At 75.2% G+C, this 15,508-nt stretch carries 16 protein-coding genes; 6 read left to right on the forward strand and 10 right to left on the reverse strand.

What is annotated here, in order from left to right; translation table 11 throughout:
- Positions 1 to 73 precede the first annotated feature (73 nt).
- The 3 genes from ACIOD1_RS08535 to ACIOD1_RS08545 form a co-directional block, all read right to left on the reverse strand.
- Complete coding sequence (locus ACIOD1_RS08535) at positions 74 to 1,207, reverse strand: MerR family transcriptional regulator (protein WP_401901072.1); 1,134 nt, start codon at positions 1,205 to 1,207, stop codon at positions 74 to 76.
- A gap of 83 nt (positions 1,208 to 1,290) precedes the next feature.
- On the reverse strand, positions 1,291 to 1,668 hold the full coding sequence (locus ACIOD1_RS08540) for a VOC family protein (protein WP_365617065.1): 378 nt from the start codon (positions 1,666 to 1,668) through the stop codon (positions 1,291 to 1,293).
- A gap of 59 nt (positions 1,669 to 1,727) precedes the next feature.
- Complete coding sequence (locus ACIOD1_RS08545; protein ID WP_365617063.1) at positions 1,728 to 3,677, reverse strand: ABC transporter ATP-binding protein; 1,950 nt, start codon at positions 3,675 to 3,677, stop codon at positions 1,728 to 1,730.
- Positions 3,678 to 4,078: 401 nt separating this feature from the next.
- Here ACIOD1_RS08545 and ACIOD1_RS08550 point away from each other — a divergent pair, with 401 nt between their 5' ends.
- Positions 4,079 to 4,501, forward strand: a complete 423-nt coding sequence (locus ACIOD1_RS08550; protein ID WP_365617061.1) for a DUF350 domain-containing protein — start codon at positions 4,079 to 4,081, stop codon at positions 4,499 to 4,501.
- 115 nt (positions 4,502 to 4,616) lie between these two features.
- On the opposite strand, the gene ACIOD1_RS08555 is transcribed toward ACIOD1_RS08550, so the two are convergent.
- The 4 genes from ACIOD1_RS08555 to ACIOD1_RS08570 form a co-directional block, all read right to left on the reverse strand.
- A complete protein-coding gene (locus ACIOD1_RS08555) occupies positions 4,617 to 5,840 on the reverse strand; it encodes an acyltransferase (protein WP_401901074.1) in 1,224 nt (407 codons plus the stop codon).
- Positions 5,837 to 6,883: an alpha/beta hydrolase gene (locus ACIOD1_RS08560; RefSeq protein ID WP_401901076.1), complete on the reverse strand. Its 1,047-nt coding sequence runs from the start codon at positions 6,881 to 6,883 to the stop codon at positions 5,837 to 5,839. The genes ACIOD1_RS08555 and ACIOD1_RS08560 overlap by 4 nt, the downstream gene beginning before the upstream one ends.
- Before the next feature lie 131 nt (positions 6,884 to 7,014).
- Complete coding sequence (locus ACIOD1_RS08565; RefSeq protein WP_365617056.1) at positions 7,015 to 7,695, reverse strand: response regulator transcription factor; 681 nt, start codon at positions 7,693 to 7,695, stop codon at positions 7,015 to 7,017.
- Entirely contained in the window at positions 7,692 to 8,960 is a 1,269-nt protein-coding gene (locus ACIOD1_RS08570; RefSeq protein WP_365617055.1) for a sensor histidine kinase, read from the reverse strand. Before ACIOD1_RS08570 ends, ACIOD1_RS08565 begins: the two co-directional genes overlap by 4 nt.
- Before the next feature lie 280 nt (positions 8,961 to 9,240).
- Between ACIOD1_RS08570 and ACIOD1_RS08575 the strand changes: the two genes are divergently transcribed.
- Genes ACIOD1_RS08575 through ACIOD1_RS08590 form a run of 4 tightly spaced genes read left to right on the forward strand, consistent with a single transcriptional unit; the run spans position 9,241 to position 11,186 of the window.
- Complete coding sequence (locus tag ACIOD1_RS08575; RefSeq protein WP_365617053.1) at positions 9,241 to 10,209, forward strand: AEC family transporter; 969 nt, start codon at positions 9,241 to 9,243, stop codon at positions 10,207 to 10,209.
- The gene (locus tag ACIOD1_RS08580; RefSeq protein ID WP_401901079.1) at positions 10,185 to 10,586 is read left to right on the forward strand and encodes an HXXEE domain-containing protein; all 402 of its coding nucleotides are present in this window, start codon (positions 10,185 to 10,187) and stop codon (positions 10,584 to 10,586) included. Before ACIOD1_RS08575 ends, ACIOD1_RS08580 begins: the two co-directional genes overlap by 25 nt.
- Positions 10,508 to 10,789, forward strand: a complete 282-nt coding sequence (locus ACIOD1_RS08585) for an HXXEE domain-containing protein (protein WP_401901081.1) — start codon at positions 10,508 to 10,510, stop codon at positions 10,787 to 10,789. Before ACIOD1_RS08580 ends, ACIOD1_RS08585 begins: the two co-directional genes overlap by 79 nt.
- A gap of 7 nt (positions 10,790 to 10,796) precedes the next feature.
- Positions 10,797 to 11,186 carry a hypothetical protein gene (locus ACIOD1_RS08590; RefSeq protein ID WP_365617051.1) on the forward strand — a complete coding sequence of 130 codons (390 nt, stop codon included), beginning with the start codon at positions 10,797 to 10,799 and terminating at the stop codon, positions 11,184 to 11,186.
- Here the strand turns inward: ACIOD1_RS08590 and ACIOD1_RS08595 are convergent.
- Positions 11,140 to 12,531, reverse strand: a complete 1,392-nt coding sequence (locus ACIOD1_RS08595; protein WP_401901083.1) for a hypothetical protein — start codon at positions 12,529 to 12,531, stop codon at positions 11,140 to 11,142. The two genes, ACIOD1_RS08590 and ACIOD1_RS08595, sit on opposite strands and share 47 nt — an antisense overlap.
- 164 nt (positions 12,532 to 12,695) lie before the next feature.
- Positions 12,696 to 14,252: an FAD-binding oxidoreductase gene (locus tag ACIOD1_RS08600; RefSeq protein WP_401901085.1), complete on the reverse strand. Its 1,557-nt coding sequence runs from the start codon at positions 14,250 to 14,252 to the stop codon at positions 12,696 to 12,698.
- A 291-nt stretch (positions 14,253 to 14,543) separates the two neighbouring features.
- Between ACIOD1_RS08600 and ACIOD1_RS08605 the strand changes: the two genes are divergently transcribed.
- Positions 14,544 to 14,834, forward strand: a complete 291-nt coding sequence (locus ACIOD1_RS08605) for a hypothetical protein (RefSeq protein ID WP_401901087.1) — start codon at positions 14,544 to 14,546, stop codon at positions 14,832 to 14,834.
- Positions 14,835 to 14,856: 22 nt separating this feature from the next.
- Here ACIOD1_RS08605 and ACIOD1_RS08610 read toward each other — a convergent pair whose 3' ends face one another.
- The gene (locus ACIOD1_RS08610) at positions 14,857 to 15,504 is read right to left on the reverse strand and encodes a class I SAM-dependent methyltransferase (RefSeq protein WP_401901088.1); all 648 of its coding nucleotides are present in this window, start codon (positions 15,502 to 15,504) and stop codon (positions 14,857 to 14,859) included.
- Positions 15,505 to 15,508: the final 4 nt, after the last annotated feature.

Raw genomic sequence — 15,508 nt, forward strand, 5'->3', positions numbered from 1 at the left:
GTGTTCCTCTTCGCGTCGTTCGGGTTGCCTTCGGGGCCCGTTGGCGGGTTCGCGCGCGGGCCCACGCACGGGCTCACGAGCCGGTCCGTTCGGGGTTCCATGACGTGCCCCGGCCCGGGGGAGGCGGCGCGACGGGCATGACGAGGGTGGTGAAGCTCCCCTGGTCGGCGGAGCGCACCAGGGCCGGGCGGGGCGCCGCAGGGATCTCCAGCAGGATGTCCGGCCCGACTCCCGCCTCCAGGGCGGCCGCCAGCACCGCCGGGTCGAAGCCGATCCGCACCGGGGCCGGCTCCGCGCACAGCGCGGCCAGCTCGGTGTCCGCCACCCGCAGCCGGTCGGGCCCCAACTCCAGGGCCACCGCCGCCGCCTCCCCGCACGCGCCGAGGGCGGCGAGCAACGCGGCCCGGTCCACCACCACCCGGTGGACGGGGGCGGGGAGTGCGGCCATGGCGGCGAGCATGTCCCGGTAGGCGGGGTAGGGCCCCTCGGCCGGCGCCACCTCGCGTGCGCCGCCCGACCCCCGGACCAGCAGCGGGGTCCCGGCCGGACCCGCCGTCAGGGTGACCTCCGCCGACCGGGCGGCCCAGGGGCCCAGCTCCAGCAGCTCGGGAGCCTCCACCAGGACCTGTCCCGGCGGGCCCGTCACGGAGGCGGGGCGCAGGGTGCGCAGCGCGAGCCGGTAGCGGTCGGTGGCCACGAGGCGGACCTCGTCCTCGTCGAACTCCAGCAGGACCCGGCCCAGGACCGGGTGCGCCGGATCCCGTCCGGCGGCGGGAGCCACCTGGCGCACGGCGCCGGCCAGTTCGGCCCCGCCGAGGACGATCAGGGTGCGGTCGGGGCCCCCGGGGAGGGAGTTCAGGACCGCGCGGATCGCGGCGTCGGAGGCCCGACCGGATTCCCGTAGCGCTCCCCGGTGGCGCTCCAGCACCTCCCGGGCCCGCTCGGGCGGACCGTCCAGCACGGTGACCACGTCGGGCAGGGCGAGCCCGGCCTCGCGCAGGCCGCGCAGCAGCCGGGCCCGCGCCTCCTGGGCCGGCGCGTAGGAGCGGTAGCCGGTGGCGGGGTCCACGTGGGCGGGGGCCAGCACGCGGCAGTCGTCGTAGAAACGCAGGGCGCTCGGGGCGAGGCCGACCCGCCGGGCGAAGGCGCTGATCCCCATGAGGAGGGGGGCGTCGGGGTCGGGTGTCGCGGAAGTAGTGCCGTCCATGGACTTGATTGTCGACTTTCATCCCACTTGAAGGTCAAGTGGCACGGGGTCGAGCGGCACGACGGTCCGGCGGTCGGCTCGGATCAGCCGGCCGCCGTACGGGGCGTGGTCTGCTGGACGGCCCACCCGTTGCCGTCGGGGTCGGAGAAGTAGACGAACGACCCCCACGGCATGTCCTGGATCTCCGTCACCTCCACCCCGCGACCCCGCAGGTCCGCGTACGCCTCCTCGATGTCGGCGACGACCACCTGGAGGTTGTCCAACGAGCCCGGGGTCATCCGGGTCAGCCCCTTGCCCAGGGCGATGGAACACGCCGATCCCGGAGGGGTCAGCTGGACGAACCGGATGTCCTCGCTGACCGTGACGTCGTGATCGGCATGGAAGCCGAGCCGTTCGTAGAAGGCCTTGGCCCGGTCCACGTCGGAGACGGGGACGGCGACCAGCTCCAGCTTGATGTCCATGGCTCACTCCCTCGGTAGCGGCCCGGCCCACCGGTACGGCGCGCCGGGGCCTCCCGGCATCATCCGCCGGTGACGACCGGCGCGCCGTCCGACACGACGTCCGCGGCTTCGCCCGGCGCCGGCGCGGGGTGTCGCGCCGCGAACCCCGTACGGTACAGCTCCTCGTACCGCCCCCCGGCCGCCAGCAGTTCGGCGTGCGTGCCGCGCTCCGCGATCCGGCCGTCCTCCACCACCAGGATGAGGTCGGCCGCCCGCACCGTCGACAGCCGGTGCGCGATGACCACCGCCGTGCGTCCGGCCAAGGCCTCTGTCAGCGCCTCCTGCACGGCCGCCTCCGAGGAGTTGTCCAGGTGTGCGGTGGCCTCGTCGAGGATCACCACCCGCTGGCGGGCCAGCAACAGCCGGGCGATGGTCAGCCGCTGGCGTTCCCCGCCCGAGAGCCGGTAGCCCCGCTCGCCGACCACCGTGTCCAGACCGTCCGGGAGTGAGGCGACGAGCCCGTCCAGGCGGGCCCGGCGCAGGGCCTCCCAGACCTCGTCCTCCGTCGCCTCGGGCCGGGCCAGCAGCAGGTTGGACCGTACAGACTCGTGGAACAGGTGCCCGTCCTGCGTGACCATGCCGAGGGTCTCCCGCAGGGAGTCGGCGCTGAGGTCGCGCACGTCGATCCCGCCGAGGCGGACCGCGCCCGCGTCGGTGTCGTACAGCCGGGCCAGCAACTGCGCGATCGTCGACTTGCCCGCCCCCGAGGAGCCGACCAGGGCGATCATCCGGCCGGGCTCGGCGCGGAAGGACACCTCGTGCAGGACGTCGGTGCCGCCGCGAGAGTCGAGGGTCGCCACCTCCTCCAGGGAGGCCAGGGAGACCTGTTCGGGGGAGGGGTAGGCGAAGGTGACCCCGTCGAACTCCACGGAGACGGGCCCCTCGGGCACCCTGCGGGCGTCCGGCTTCTCGCTGATCAGGGGCTTGAGGTCCAGGATCTCGAAGACCCGCTCGAAGCTGACCATGGCGCTCATCACCTCGACGCGGGCCCCGGCCAGGGCCGTCAGCGGTGCGTACAGCCGGGTCAGCAGCAGGGCGAGGGCCACGACCGAGCCGGCCTCCAGGCTCCCGCGCAGGGCGAAGTGGCCGCCGAGGCCGTAGACCAGCGCGAGGGCCAGGGCGGAGACCAGGGTGAGGGCGGTGATGAAGGCCGACTGGGCCATCGCCGTGCGGACCCCGATGTCCCGCACCCGGGCGGCCCGCGCCGCGAACTCGGCGGACTCCTCCGCAGGGCGCCCGAACAGCTTCACCAGGGTGGCGCCGGGCGCGGAGAACCGTTCCGTCATCTGGGTGCCCATCGCGGCGTTCAGCTCCGACGCCTCCCGCTGCATTCCGGCCATCCGGGCCCCCATCCGGCGGGCCGGCAGAACGAACACCGGGAGCAGCGCCAGGGCCAGCACCGTGATCTGCCAGGAGATCGTCAGCATCACGCCCAGGGTCAGCAACAGGGTCACCGTGTTGGAGACCACCCCGGAGAGGGTGTTGCTGAACGCCCGCTGCGCGCCGATGACATCGTTGTTCAGGCGGCTGACCAGCGCGCCCGTCCGGGTCCGGGTGAAGAAGGCGACCGGCATCCGCTGCACGTGGTCGAAGACGGCCGTCCGCAGGTCGAGGATCAGCCCCTCGCCTAGGGTCGAGGACAGCTTGCGGGTCAGCAGCCCGAGCCCCGCCTCGGCGACCGCGATGACCGCGATGAGCAACGCGAGCCGGGTGACCGTCCCGTCGCCGCTGCCGCCCTTGGCGTCCGGGCCCTGCACGATGGCGTCGACGATCCGGCTCGCCAGCAGCGGAGTGGCCACGGCCAGCAGCGCGCCCACCACGCTGAGCAGCAGGAAGAGGGTCAGCCCGCGCCGGTGCGGGCGGGCGAAATCGGCGATCCGGCGCAGGCTCGCCCGGGAGAGCGGGCGACGTTCCTGTCGGGCGTTGAGCGCGCTGTGCAGCGACTGCCAGGCGGTGACTTCCATGTCCATGGGGCACACGCTAGGACCTCTACCGGACTTCAGGTCAAGGAACGCCCCGCCGCTCACCCGAGGGAGTCGTCAACTCGCTTTCCGGAGGCGGGTGTTCGGCCGGCCCGCCGGAGTCCGGTGTCGTCATCGGGGAACGGCCCTCCGCGTCGCATCCCCAGTCCGCCTCGGTATGCCTTGGTGCGCCCCGATGTGCCTGGATACACCCGGATACACCTGGATACGCCTGCAATCGCCGCGCCGGCGCTCGTCGGCGGGCCCCCACCTTGCCGGCCCGCGCGGCCCCGGCCTTTGCCATGTCCTGACCTCCCCATGGTCCGGGGGAAGGTGGTGCGATAGATTCGGCCTCCCCACGGCACCTTCTGGACACCTCCTCATCCACTCACCCGGAGACAGGCTTCTCAATGAGCGACATCATCAACGGACTTGGCCGGACCAGCGCCTACGGCGCCCTCGGCCTGGTGCTGCTGATCCTCGGCATCGTGCTGGTGGACGTGCTGACGCCCGGGAAGCTCCCGAAGCAGATCTGGGAGGAGCGCAACCGCAACGCGGCCCTCCTGCTCAGCTCCGCGCTCCTCGGCATCGGCGCCATCGTCTTCACCTCGATCTGGACCACCTACGACGACTTCGGCAAGGGGCTGCTCTCCACGGCTGCCTTCGGCCTGCTCGGCCTGGTGCTGATGGGCGTGGCCTTCCTGGTCCTGGACCTGGTGACCCCCGGCAAGCTCGGCGCCATAGTGGTCGACCCCGAGCCGCACCCGGCCGTCTGGGTCACGGCGTCCTGCAACCTGGCGGTCGCGGCGATCGTGGCGGCCTCCATCGCCTGACCGGGCGGTCCCGCACCGACGGACCCGGTACCCCGCGAACCCGTACCCACGGGCCCGTACACGACGAGAGCGCCGCTCCCCGAAAGGAGCGGCGCTCTCGCGTGTTCGGCGGACGTTACGCGAGCCCCAGCGCGAACACCGCGAACCCGGCGGCGAGCACGCCCGCCACGGCCCGCCGCACGGCCTTCGCGCGGCGGGTCCCCGGCGCCGGCGCGGCCTCGAAGCGGCGCGCGTAGCGGGTGATCAGGGCGAGCAGGGCCGCGAACACCGGCATCCACGCCACCCGCGCCAGGATCCACCCGAGGGAGTCGGGGGCCGTCGTCAGCCCGGCCACCCCGCCCACGAACGAGGCCGGGACGGCCGCCGCGAGCAGGGCGCTCTGGTGCCAGCACAGGATCGTCATCGCGCACAGGTTGACCACGACCACCGGCGCCCACAGCGCCGGCCGCTCCAGCAGCAGGGCCAGCCGGTCCCGCAACAGGATCGCCGCACCGGACTGGGCCGAGGCCAGGGCGAGCACCAGCAGCGACGGCGGGTGCGAGTTGGTCCGTGCCGCACCCGGCACCCCCACCATCGAGGCCGGGTAGTGGAAGACCACCAGCAGCGCCGCGAACAACACGGCGCCGCCCGCCAGCAGCAGCCACGCCCCGCGCCGCCCGATCCGCCGCTCGCCCCACGAGACGCCCAACTGGTACGCGAACAGCCAGCCCGGCAGCACGTTCAGGACGGACAGCCAGGACGGAACCGAGTCCGCGAGGGGTCCGTAGCGCAGCAGGTCCACGACCGCGACCGAGGCGATCAGCGGCGCCGCCGCCCACCCGCCGAGCCGGTGCGCCGCCCGCACGCAGTACGGGGTCAGGGCGGTCACCACCACGTACACCCCGACGAACCACAACGGCTGGACCACCAGCGTGGCCCCCGTCCGCAGGGTGGCCTCCGGCACCCCGGCCGCGTACAGCACCGGCGCGGCCAGTGCCCACACCGCCGTCACCCCGAGCACCGGGCGCCCCAACCGGACGACGCGCCCCTTCAACCAGGCCCCGGTGGATCCGGTCCGCCGCCGGAACGACAGCACCGAGGCGTAGCCGCCGACCAGGAAGAAGATGCCGAGCATCTGGAGCACCCAGCTCGCCGGCGCCAGGCCGCCGAAGGAGGACAGCGGACTGGCGTTGTGCAGCCCGCCGTCCGCGTCGAGGGTGAACCCGCCCAGCAGCCAGTGCCCGGTCGGCACGGCGAGGAGGGCCAGGGCGCGCAGGCCGTCGACGGCCCGGTCGCGGTGCGCCGGGGTCCGCCGCTCGATCCGGTCGGCCGCGGCGCGCAGCGCGGTGAGCGTGCTCATCGGGCCGCTCCGTTCGCGATGGCGGCGAAGGCCGCGAGGGAGCGGGTTCCGGGGGCGAAGTAGCCGGTGTGCCCCTGTACGTCGTCGGCCGGGATCCGCCGGGCCCCGAACGCGGGCGAGGTGGGATCGGCGCCGTGGCCGATCCCGGCGACCTCCACGTTCGGCACGTCGGCGATCCAGTCGGAGGGGCCGCGCGCCGCCCACACCCGGGCCCGGGTGCGCAGCCCGGCGACGTCGTCCGCCCGCACGCCCGGAGAGCCGTAGACGACGATGTCGCGGGCGTCGGTGTCGTGGGCCGCGAGCCCGCAGACCACGGAGCCGTAGCTGTGGCAGAACAGCGCGGGCGCCGGGGCGCCGACCGCGCGCAACCCCGCCGTGAAGCGGACCAGTCGGGCCGCGCCGGCCTCGGCGAGCCGTCCGTCGGCGGCGTCCAGGCCCATCCCGACCGGGGTGGTGTAGCCCGTCCACGCCACCACGGCGGTGTCCGGCCCCGCCGCCGCCCGCAGCGCGCGGGCCATCCCCGCCGGGCCGGTGGCGGGCTTGCGCGGGGCGTCGTGGGAGGCCGCGTCGTTGTCCGAACCCGGCACGATCACCGCGACGTGCCCTGCGCTCTCCAGGTCCCCGAACACCTCGGCGACCTGGCCCCGCCCGCGCGGGTCGAAGGCCAGGACGTGGCGGCCGAGGGCGCCGAGGGAGGCGTAGCGGGCCTTGCCCGTGGCGGTGACGGCCAGCCGGTTGGCCTCGTACCGCAGGGGGAGGGGCGCCCCGTCCAGGTTCCCCACCACCAACGGGTGGGCCAGGACGAGTTGCCGCTGCCGGCCGGCGTCCAGCCCGGCGAAGAACGCCGCGACCTCGGCGGGGGAGGCGGTCTGCGGATCCGGCAGCGGCCGACCGGCCGTAGTGGTGTCGGCCCGCCAGGCGGCCGAGCCCGGCGGCGGTCCGGTGACCGCCGTCTGAGCGTCGGCGGAAGCCCAACCGGCGGTCCCCGCGACGACGGACACGGCCAGCGCGGCCGCCCCCAGGGTCCTTGCGAAGCGGCGCATGCCCCTTCTCCTCTCCTCGTGACGAGGAGGAAGGTAGGAAGGAGGTACCCGGAGGGGCATCGCACCGGGGAGCCAACCCGGATGTCATACCCCGGTAGGGGGTGGAGGAGGAACCGCCCCCGCGCGCGCCCTCAGCCGGTGTCGCCGGGGCGGACCAGGCCCGCCTCGTAGGCGAAGATCACCGCCTGGGCCCGGTCACGGAGGTCCAGCTTGCCCAGCACCCGGCCGATGTGGGTCTTCACCGTCTGTTCGGCCAGCACCAGGTGGGCGGCGATCTCCTGGTTCGACAGGCCCCGCGCGATCAGCTCCAGCACCTCGGTCTCGCGCGGGGTCAGACCGTTCAGCCGCAGCGCCGGGTCCTTGCGGGGCGCGGGCCGCTGCTTGACGAAGTCCGCGATCAGGCGCCGGGTCACCGAGGGGGCCAGCAGCGCCTCGCCCGAGGCGACCACCCGGACCGCCGCGATCAGGTCGGCGGGCGGCGCGTCCTTCAGCAGGAACCCGGAGGCGCCCGCGCGCAGCGCCTCGTACACGTAGTCGTCGATGTCGAAGGTGGTCAACATCAGCACCTTGGGGCGGTGCACCACGCCCGGCGGCGGATCGAGCAGTTCGCGCGCCGCCGAGAGGCCGTCCAGCTCGGGCATCCGCACGTCCATCAGCACCACGTCGGGGTGGACCGTGCGCGAGAGGAGCACGCCTTGGCGCCCGTCGGGAGCCTCGCCCACCACGTCGATGTCGGCCTGGGCGGACAACAGCGCGGCGAACCCCGCCCGCACCATGGCCTGGTCGTCGACGATGATCACGCGGATGGTCAACTGGGTTCCTCGCTCGGGGGGTTCAGGGGAAGTCGGGCGGCGACGCGGAAGCCACCCTCGGGCAGCGGCCCCGTGTCCAGGGTCCCGCCCGTCAACCGTACGCGCTCCCGCATCCCCACCAGGCCGTGCCCGGTGCCCGAGCGCTCCAACTCCACCACCGGGTCCTCGGCGGGGCCGTTGACCACCAGCACGAGCACCTCGTCCTCGGCGGAGCGGGTCACCGACACCCTCGTGCGGGCGCCCGGCGCGTGCCGGACGACATTGGCCAGGGCCTCCTGCACGATCCGGTACGCCGACAGGTCCACGGCCGGCGCCACCCCCTCGGCCGCGCCCACCGCCAGGGAGTACTCCACCGGCTGCCCGGCCCGCACGGTCGCCTCCACCAGCTGCTGGACGCGCAGGATGCCCGGCTGCGGAGCCAGTTCCCCGTCCAGCGAGCCCACGTGCGTACCGTCCCCGCGCAGCACGGTCAGCAGCCGCCGCATCTCGCCCAGGGACTCGCGGGCCGCCGCCGCGATCGAGGCGAACTCCTCGCACACGGGCTCCGGCATGCCCGGCAGCCGGTACGGCGCCGAATCGGCCTGGACCGTGATCACCGACATGTGGTGCGCCACCACGTCGTGCAACTCCCGCGCGATGCGGGCCCGTTCCTCCAGCAGGGTGCGTCGGGACCGCTCCGCCTCGCTGATGCTCTCCTGCTCGGCGATCCGCTGCTGGGCGTCCCCCAGGCCGCGCAGGGCGCCCGTCAGCGCCAGTACGACACCGCTGAGCACGAACAGCAGGGCCACCGTGGTCGTCACCCCCGCCGGCTCGAAGAAGCCCAGCACCACCCCGACCGCGCCCGTCGCCAGCCACACCCCCACCAGGGTCCGGATCGACTCCCGCAGCCCCAGGCAGGCCATCACCATCAGGTAGCCGATGATGATCATCGGCGTCCACGGCCAAGGGTGCCCCGCCACCCCGTCGGCCCAGATCAGCAGCACCGCCCCGGCCACGTCGGCGAACAGCACCAGCCCCCAGGCGACCAGCGGCCGGGTCACCGCGAGCAGCAGCGGTACGGTCTGCGCCACCCCCAGCGCCCCGGCCCAGCCGCCGCCCGCCCGGTAGTCGTTGGTCAGTACCACGATGGTCACCGGCATCAACGTCACCACGAACACCGCGGCCACCGCGAAGGGCAGCATCCGCTGCCACCACCGGGGCGCCCCCGCGAACAGGGGCTCACCGGGCCGCGCGGGCGTCCGCAACACCCGGGCGAGCTGCGCCATCGCACCCGGAGGCCGGGCCTTCCCGGCCGGCCGGGGCGGCCCCTGCGGCCGCTCCCCCCGCTTTCGCCGGACCTGGAGGGACGTGGGGACACGGAGTCGGACTCTGAGGCTCATGGTCGCTCCAGCCTAGGGCGTGCCCGCAAAGTCCCGCCGGACGCCGCCGGGCAGGCGGGATTTTGCGGACGCGCCCCGGGGCCGCCACCGGGCCGCCGGAGGTGGTGGGCGCGGCGGCGCGTAGGCTGCCACGGGCCCGACGGACGATCAAGGGGAGCCGGTACGCATGGGCGCGGCAGCCGCACTCGAAAAGCTCGTCCCGGTCCTGCTGGCCTTCGGGGGCGGGGTGCTGCTCTCCCGCCGCAAGGCCGTGCCCGCCGAGGCCTCCAAGGCCTTCGCCGACTACGCGTTCCTCTTCGCGGTCCCCTGCTACCTCTTCGGCAGCATCTACGTCGCCGACCTCGGCGCGCTCTTCGACGCCCGGGCCCTCGGCGGCTACGCCGCGGCCGCCGCCCTCGCCGTGCTCTTGGTGGTCACCGCGGCGGCCGTCAGCGGGATACGGGAGCCGCGCGCGCTGGCCCTGCGCGTGATGGCCGGGGTCCAGGTCAACACGGCCTACTTCGCCGTCCCCGTCTTCATCACGGTGTTCGGGACCGCTGCGCCGATCTTCCCCGTGCTGCTGTTCCAGGTGTGCGTGTTGTCCCTCGTGGTCATCTCCATCATGGAGTTGGGCCGGGCGGGCGACGACACCGAAGGGGGCGCGGGCACGGGCGGCGGTGCCGGTCGCCGGCTCGTCCGGGCGGTGTCCGCCTCCCTCGTCACCCCGCTGGTCCTCGCCTGCAACGCGGGCATCCTGCTCAACCTGTCGTCCGTCGAGGTCCCCTCCGTACTCCTCGACGGGGCCTCCTTCGTCGGGGACAGCGCCTCGCCCGTCGCCCTGTTCGCCCTCGGCCTGCACCTCGGTGGCGTCGGCCTCGACCTGCGCGGCACCACCCGCGAGGAACTGGCCCTGATCGGCTTCAAGTGCCTGGGTTTCCCCCTCCTCGCCTGGGCGGTCTGCGGCGGCCTGTTCGGGCTGCGCGGTGACTGGCTGGCCTACCTGGTGGTGCTCGCCGCCATGCCCACCCCGCAGAACCTGTTCGTCTTCGCCCAGCGCTACGACGTCGGAGTGGACCTCTCCGCCTCCCTGGTGATCAAGAGTTCGCTGGTTTCCCTCCTGCTGCTGCCGTTGTGGCTGCGGAGTGTCGTCCCCTGACCCGACACGAACCGAACCGCGCCGAGCGACGCGCCCTGGCCCCCACCACCTTCGGACTGCTCGCCGCCTGGACGCTGCACGACCTGGAGGAGGTCGCCACCACGGCCCGCCGGTCCCGCACCCGGGTCCCCCTGCTGCGCGCCCGCCACCCCGGGCTGCCCGACCGGATGTGGCGCGGGGTCACCGACGTCGACGGCCGCGAGTTCGCCACCGCCGTCGCCCTGCTGGGGGTCGTCGTCACCGAGGCCGCCGTGGACGGCTACCGCACCGAGGGCGTTCCCGCTTCTTCCAGAGCGCCGTGGACGGCTTCGGCCTGCACGGCCTCGTCCACCTCGCGCAGGCGGCCGCGACCCGCGGCTACACCCCGGGCGCGGTGAGTTCCCCGCTGGTGGTGGTCCCCTTCGCACTGTGGGCCCGCGCCCGACTGCGCCGCGCCGGGTTGTCGCGTCCGGCCCGGGTACGGGACGTGGCCGCCGGCCTCGGCCTGGCCGCGGCGGCCACCGCCGGGGCGCACGCCGCGGCCGGGCGTCCGCGCCGAGCCGGCGGCGCCTCGTTCCCCCGGCGGGGTCCCGCTCGTTGACGGGGGCATGGAGCTCCTGCCGACCATCGCGGCGCCGGGCGTCGGCGAACGCGCCGACGCCGCGGCCGAGGCCGCCTGCCACCTCTACGACTGCGTCGCGCCCGGCGGCGGCCCCGGCGGTTGGAGCCGGACCGCCGCCGAGGACGCCGCCGAGACCATCGAGACCACCGCGCACGCCCTCGCGCTCGTCGGCCCGCGCGCCGAGGTCATCCTCGCGCCGGTGCACGCGGCCCTGGCCGACCTGCGCCGACAACTCGGCCTGGCCCCGGCCGACGTACTGACCGCCGAGGGGGTGCCGGCGACGCCGAGGTCGGTCGGCAACCCGCGCCGGACCCGTTGGGTGCGGGTGCTCACCCCACCCGCGCCCCGGCTACCGCCGCCCGGTACAGCTTCCTGACGTCCGCGCCGAAGTAGGCGCTGTAGGAGGTGTCGGCCGTGGGTCCGCCCGTCTTCCAGCCGCCGATGACCCCGACCACGTCCCCGGTCGAGGTCTTGGCGTTGAAGCGCGCGATGAAGGGGCCCCCGCTGGTCCCGCCCGGATAACCCGTGCAGTTGATGCGCAGGAACGATCCGGGACTGCGCTTGTCGGTACTGGTGAACTTCGTCGTCCGGTTGTCGCACACGCGGGGACGCGCCGCCGACGCCGGGTGGCCGATCAGCCTGACCCGGGAGTGGGCGTACGTGGCCCCGGTGACGAGCCGGTTCCCGCCGACCGCCTTCTCCACGGCCTTGCCGGCGGCGTTCGGGCCGACTTGGGCGAAGGCCACGTCGAGGGTGGCCGCCTTCTCCGCGCCCTGGACCCTGTACCGCTGGTCGATCCACACCCGGGAACGGCCGGCGGAGTCACGGACGACCGGGAACAGGCCGTAGGGCCGGGGGGCCTTGCGGGTGTAGCGCGGTACGAAGGCCACCTGGCGGGTGTCGGAGCCGAGGAGGCAGTGCGCCGCGCTGATGACCAGGTTGCGCCCGGGGGAGGAGACGACGCTGGCGCTGCAGAAGTAGGAGCCGGAGCCCTTCATGACGAACATCCGGCCGACGACCGGGATCCCGTCGAAGTCCCGCCCGGCCCCGAGGGCGACCTGGCCGGCGGGGGCACCGGGAACGGGCGACGCGGAGGCGGAGGCCGTCGGGGTCGGCGACGGCGTCGGGGTCGGCGTGGGTGTCGGTGTCGGGGTGGGTGTCGGTGTCGGGGCCGCCACGGGCGTCGGCGTCGCCATGGGCGTCGGGACGGTGGCCGCCGGGGTCGGGGCGGAGGGGGCCGCCGGGGGGACCGGGGCGGCCGTGGTCGTCGTGGCGTCGGGCGCCGGCGCCGGCGGTCCCGGGTCCGGGACGGCGACGGGCGCCTGCGAGGGCGCTCCGGCGGGAGCCTCGGCGGGCGCTCCGGCAACGACCTCGCCCGGGACCGCGACCGGGGTCCCGGCCGGGACCCCGCCCGGTGCCTCGCCCGGGACCGCGACCGGCGCCCCGGCGGCCGCCGGGGTGGGAGTCGCGGCGGGAGGAGTGCCGGGCGGAGTGCTGAGCGGCGCGGCGGGGTCCGCGGCCGGCGCGGCCCCGGCCGGCGCCGTGTCGGGCGCGGGCGGGTCGGGGACCGGTTCGGCGGAGGCCATCCGCTCCGGTGTCCAGAAGGCGGTCGCCTCCCGCGCGCTCCAGCCGCCCGGGGACGCCTCGGCGCCGACCGATCCGACCGGCAGCAGCAGGGCGGCGGCAGCCGTGGCCACCGCCACCGTCAACGTACGTCGCATGCATCGCTCCTGATCCGAAGGAACGGGTCGGGGCCCGCCGTGACGGCGGCGCCCGGCCCGTGGCCCTGGGTCGTCCCTCCCGGACCTCGCCGGGCCCGCGACGACCGGTGCGGGTACGGCACCGGCCGCCGCCGGCACGACCGGCGGGATCCGAGGGGGACGGCCTAGACGGCCTGGGGGAACCGGAACAGTCGTTCCGGGTCGTAGGTGCGCCGGACCGCCTCCAGGCGGGGGAGGTTCGGCCCGTAGTAGGCCTCCCTCCAGCCCGTCAGCTCGGGGTCGGCGTAGTTCTGGTAGGCGCGGCCGCTCGCCCAGGGGCGCAGGTCGCGCCAGAGCCCGTCGAGCCAGCCCAGGTGCCGGGCCACCTCGGAGTCCGGCGCGGCCGGCGGCCAGTAGACGAGGTACTGGGCGAGGAAGCGGGCGTCGCGGTGCACGAAGGCGGTGTCGCCGGCCGCGACCCGGTTCACGGCGCCGCCGCACACCCCGTCGAACTGGACCACCCCGCGCCCGCCGGCCGGCCCGGACCGGGCGTAGCGCCGGACGGCGTCGAGCACCGCCTCGACCCCGGCCCCGGGCAGGCCGGCCCCGTCCCAGAAGTCCGAACGGGCCGCGTACGAATCCCGGGTCAGCCGCCCCCGGGGATCACGGCCCGGCAGGGTCCCCGGCAGACGGCACTGCTCGGGGCTCTCGTCGAGGCAGCCCGCCATGGCGCGCACGGTGTCCCCGTAGGTCCGTACGGTGATCCGGCTCTCGGCCGGTCCCGCGCCCACCAGGTCGGTGAGCCGGGTCAACCGCCGTTCCAGTTCCGCGCGCCCGTCCAGGCACACCACGCGGACGGCGGGGACGGTCGCCCGCTCCTCGGGCCGCCCCGCCTCGACGGTGAACTCGGCCTGGCTCCAGAAGGGGTCCGGCAGCTCGTCCAGCCAGCGTTGCCAGCCGGCCAGGACCGCCGCCGACCGCTCGGCGGGCCAGCTCAGTTCGGCGAGGGCGGCGTCGGCCACCCGATGGGTACGGAACCGGAACTCGGTGACCACCCCGAAGTTGCCGCCCCCACCCCCGCGCAGCGCCCAGAACAGTGCCGGGTCCCGGTCAGGGCCGACCTCCCGGACCACTCCGTCCGGGGTGACCACCCGGGCTCCGGTGAGTCGGTCGGAGGTGGTCCCGTGGGCGCGGGAGGCGATCCCGAGGCCGCCGCCGAGGGTCAGGCCCGCGATCCCGACGGACGGGCAGAGCCCGGAGGGGACGCCGAGACCCCGCTCCGCGAGGACCCCCTGCACCTCGGCGAGGCGGGCGCCGGCGCCGATCCGCACCTCGTCCCCGTCGACGGAGACCCCGGCCATCACCCCGGCGTCGACCACCAGCCCGCCCGCCACCGTGGACCATCCGGGGTAGCTGTGACCACCGCCGCGCGGCACCACCGCCACCCCGGAGCGCCGGGCGAAGTCGAGGCAGACGGCGACGTCCCCGGCGTGCGCGGGGTAGGCCACCGCACCGGGGGCGACCGGGTCGTGGCGGGGCTGGAAGAGTTGCCGGGCCTGCGCATAGTCGGGATCGTCGGGCAGTACGAGGCGCCCGTCGAGGGCGCGGCCGAGGGCCCCGAAGTCGGCGGCGGCCCGCCCGTCCGTCCCGCGGCCGGATCGTTTCGCCGCCCCGGTGGTGGCCAGGACGGCCCCGGCGACGCCCGCGAGGACCCGTCGGCGTGGCAGGCTCGGGAGGCTCATCCCTCCTTCCTGCCATCGCGCGCCCCGTTCCCCGCGAAGGCGGGCCCGGTGCGTCGGCGTTCCCCCTCGAACGGCCGAGCGGCCCGCTCCTCGCCGTCACGTCCGGCAGGTGGTGAGGGCTGCCACAATCGGCCGGTTCCCGATGTGCCCGCGGCCGGTGCGCACGGAGGGTCGAGGACGTGGGCCGGTCCTGGCGCGAGGGCGGCGGCGAGCGGCGAGCGGCGATCGTCGAGCGCCGTATGGCGATGGCATGCTGATGCGACGGCGACGGCCGGCGGGGAGTGGTGTGCGGTGACGCGGACGGTGTCGGTGACGATCCAGGGTGTCGTGTTCGAACTGGACCAGATCGTCGAGGCCCACCTCCAGCGCGGGTACACCGGCGGGACGCTCGACCTCCGCACCGCCGACGGCGCCCTCCACACCTTCGAGCTGTGGATCCGCGACTCGGCCGCCGATCACCGGGCGTACGTGGTGCTGAAGTACGAGTCCGGTTGCTGCACCGAGACCTGGCCGTCCTGGCCCACCACCCGCGGCGCCGACCCCGACCCCGCCCCCGACCCCGTCCCCGACCCGTCCGGCTGAGGGCGCCGAGGGAGCCGCGTCCTCAGTCCGCCTTGCGGGCCAGGAGGAAGGCCTGCGGGCCGCCCTCGGCGGGGCCGGGCGCGCGGACCAGCCGGGCGGTCTCGGTCAGGCCCGCCTCCGCCAGCGACCGCGCGACCAGGTCGGGCGGGGTCCGGTACACGTCGAGGTCGACGGGGTGGCCGTAGGCGTGGTCCAGCGTCCGCATCCCCTCCCCGGCCTCGAAGGCGACGAGCGCGTATCCGCCGGGGGCCAGCACCCGGGCGAACTCCGTGAAGAAGAAGGGGAGTTCAGCCGGCGGGGTGTGCGCGGTCGAGTACCAGGACAGGACCCCGCCGAGGACCCCGTCCGCCACGTCGAGCGCGCGCATCGAGCCCACTTCGAACCGCAGCCCCGGATAGCTCCGCCGGGCCACCGCGACCATGGCCGGGGAGAGGTCGACGCCGAAGGCCCGCACGCCGATCGCGTCCAGGTAGGCCGTCACCCGGCCCGGCCCGCAGCCCAGGTCGGCGACCGCCCTGCCGCCCGCGCCGCGCACGTACTCGCCGAAGGAGTCCAGCATCGCCCGGTCCAGCGGTGCGGCCTCCAGGACGCCCCGCAGGAGCCGGGCGTAGTCGGCGGCGACGGCGTCGTAGGACGCCCGTACGGCAGGCAGGCGCGAGGTCTCTGTCATGTCC

Origin of the sequence: Streptomyces sp. NPDC088097, assembly GCF_044741845.1 — a bacterium.
Taxonomy (GTDB): domain Bacteria; phylum Actinomycetota; class Actinomycetes; order Streptomycetales; family Streptomycetaceae; genus Streptomyces.

Excerpts from the sequence above, each read along its gene's own strand:
- ACIOD1_RS08575 (WP_365617053.1), top strand. The coding sequence starts at position 9,241 with ATGGGCGCGGCAGCCGCACTCGAAAAGCTCGTCCCGGTCCTGCTGGCC.
- ACIOD1_RS08545 (WP_365617063.1), bottom strand. The coding sequence starts at position 3,677 with ATGGACATGGAAGTCACCGCCTGGCAGTCGCTGCACAGCGCGCTCAAC.
- ACIOD1_RS08595 (WP_401901083.1), bottom strand. The coding sequence starts at position 12,531 with ATGCGACGTACGTTGACGGTGGCGGTGGCCACGGCTGCCGCCGCCCTG.
- ACIOD1_RS08590 (WP_365617051.1), top strand. The coding sequence starts at position 10,797 with ATGGAGCTCCTGCCGACCATCGCGGCGCCGGGCGTCGGCGAACGCGCC.
- ACIOD1_RS08610 (WP_401901088.1), bottom strand. The coding sequence starts at position 15,504 with ATGACAGAGACCTCGCGCCTGCCTGCCGTACGGGCGTCCTACGACGCC.
- ACIOD1_RS08555 (WP_401901074.1), bottom strand. The coding sequence starts at position 5,840 with ATGAGCACGCTCACCGCGCTGCGCGCCGCGGCCGACCGGATCGAGCGG.
- ACIOD1_RS08570 (WP_365617055.1), bottom strand. The coding sequence starts at position 8,960 with ATGGCGCAGCTCGCCCGGGTGTTGCGGACGCCCGCGCGGCCCGGTGAG.
- ACIOD1_RS08600 (WP_401901085.1), bottom strand. The coding sequence starts at position 14,252 with ATGAGCCTCCCGAGCCTGCCACGCCGACGGGTCCTCGCGGGCGTCGCC.
- ACIOD1_RS08560 (WP_401901076.1), bottom strand. The coding sequence starts at position 6,883 with ATGCGCCGCTTCGCAAGGACCCTGGGGGCGGCCGCGCTGGCCGTGTCC.
- ACIOD1_RS08535 (WP_401901072.1), bottom strand. The coding sequence starts at position 1,207 with ATGGACGGCACTACTTCCGCGACACCCGACCCCGACGCCCCCCTCCTC.
- ACIOD1_RS08550 (WP_365617061.1), top strand. The coding sequence starts at position 4,079 with ATGAGCGACATCATCAACGGACTTGGCCGGACCAGCGCCTACGGCGCC.
- ACIOD1_RS08540 (WP_365617065.1), bottom strand. The coding sequence starts at position 1,668 with ATGGACATCAAGCTGGAGCTGGTCGCCGTCCCCGTCTCCGACGTGGAC.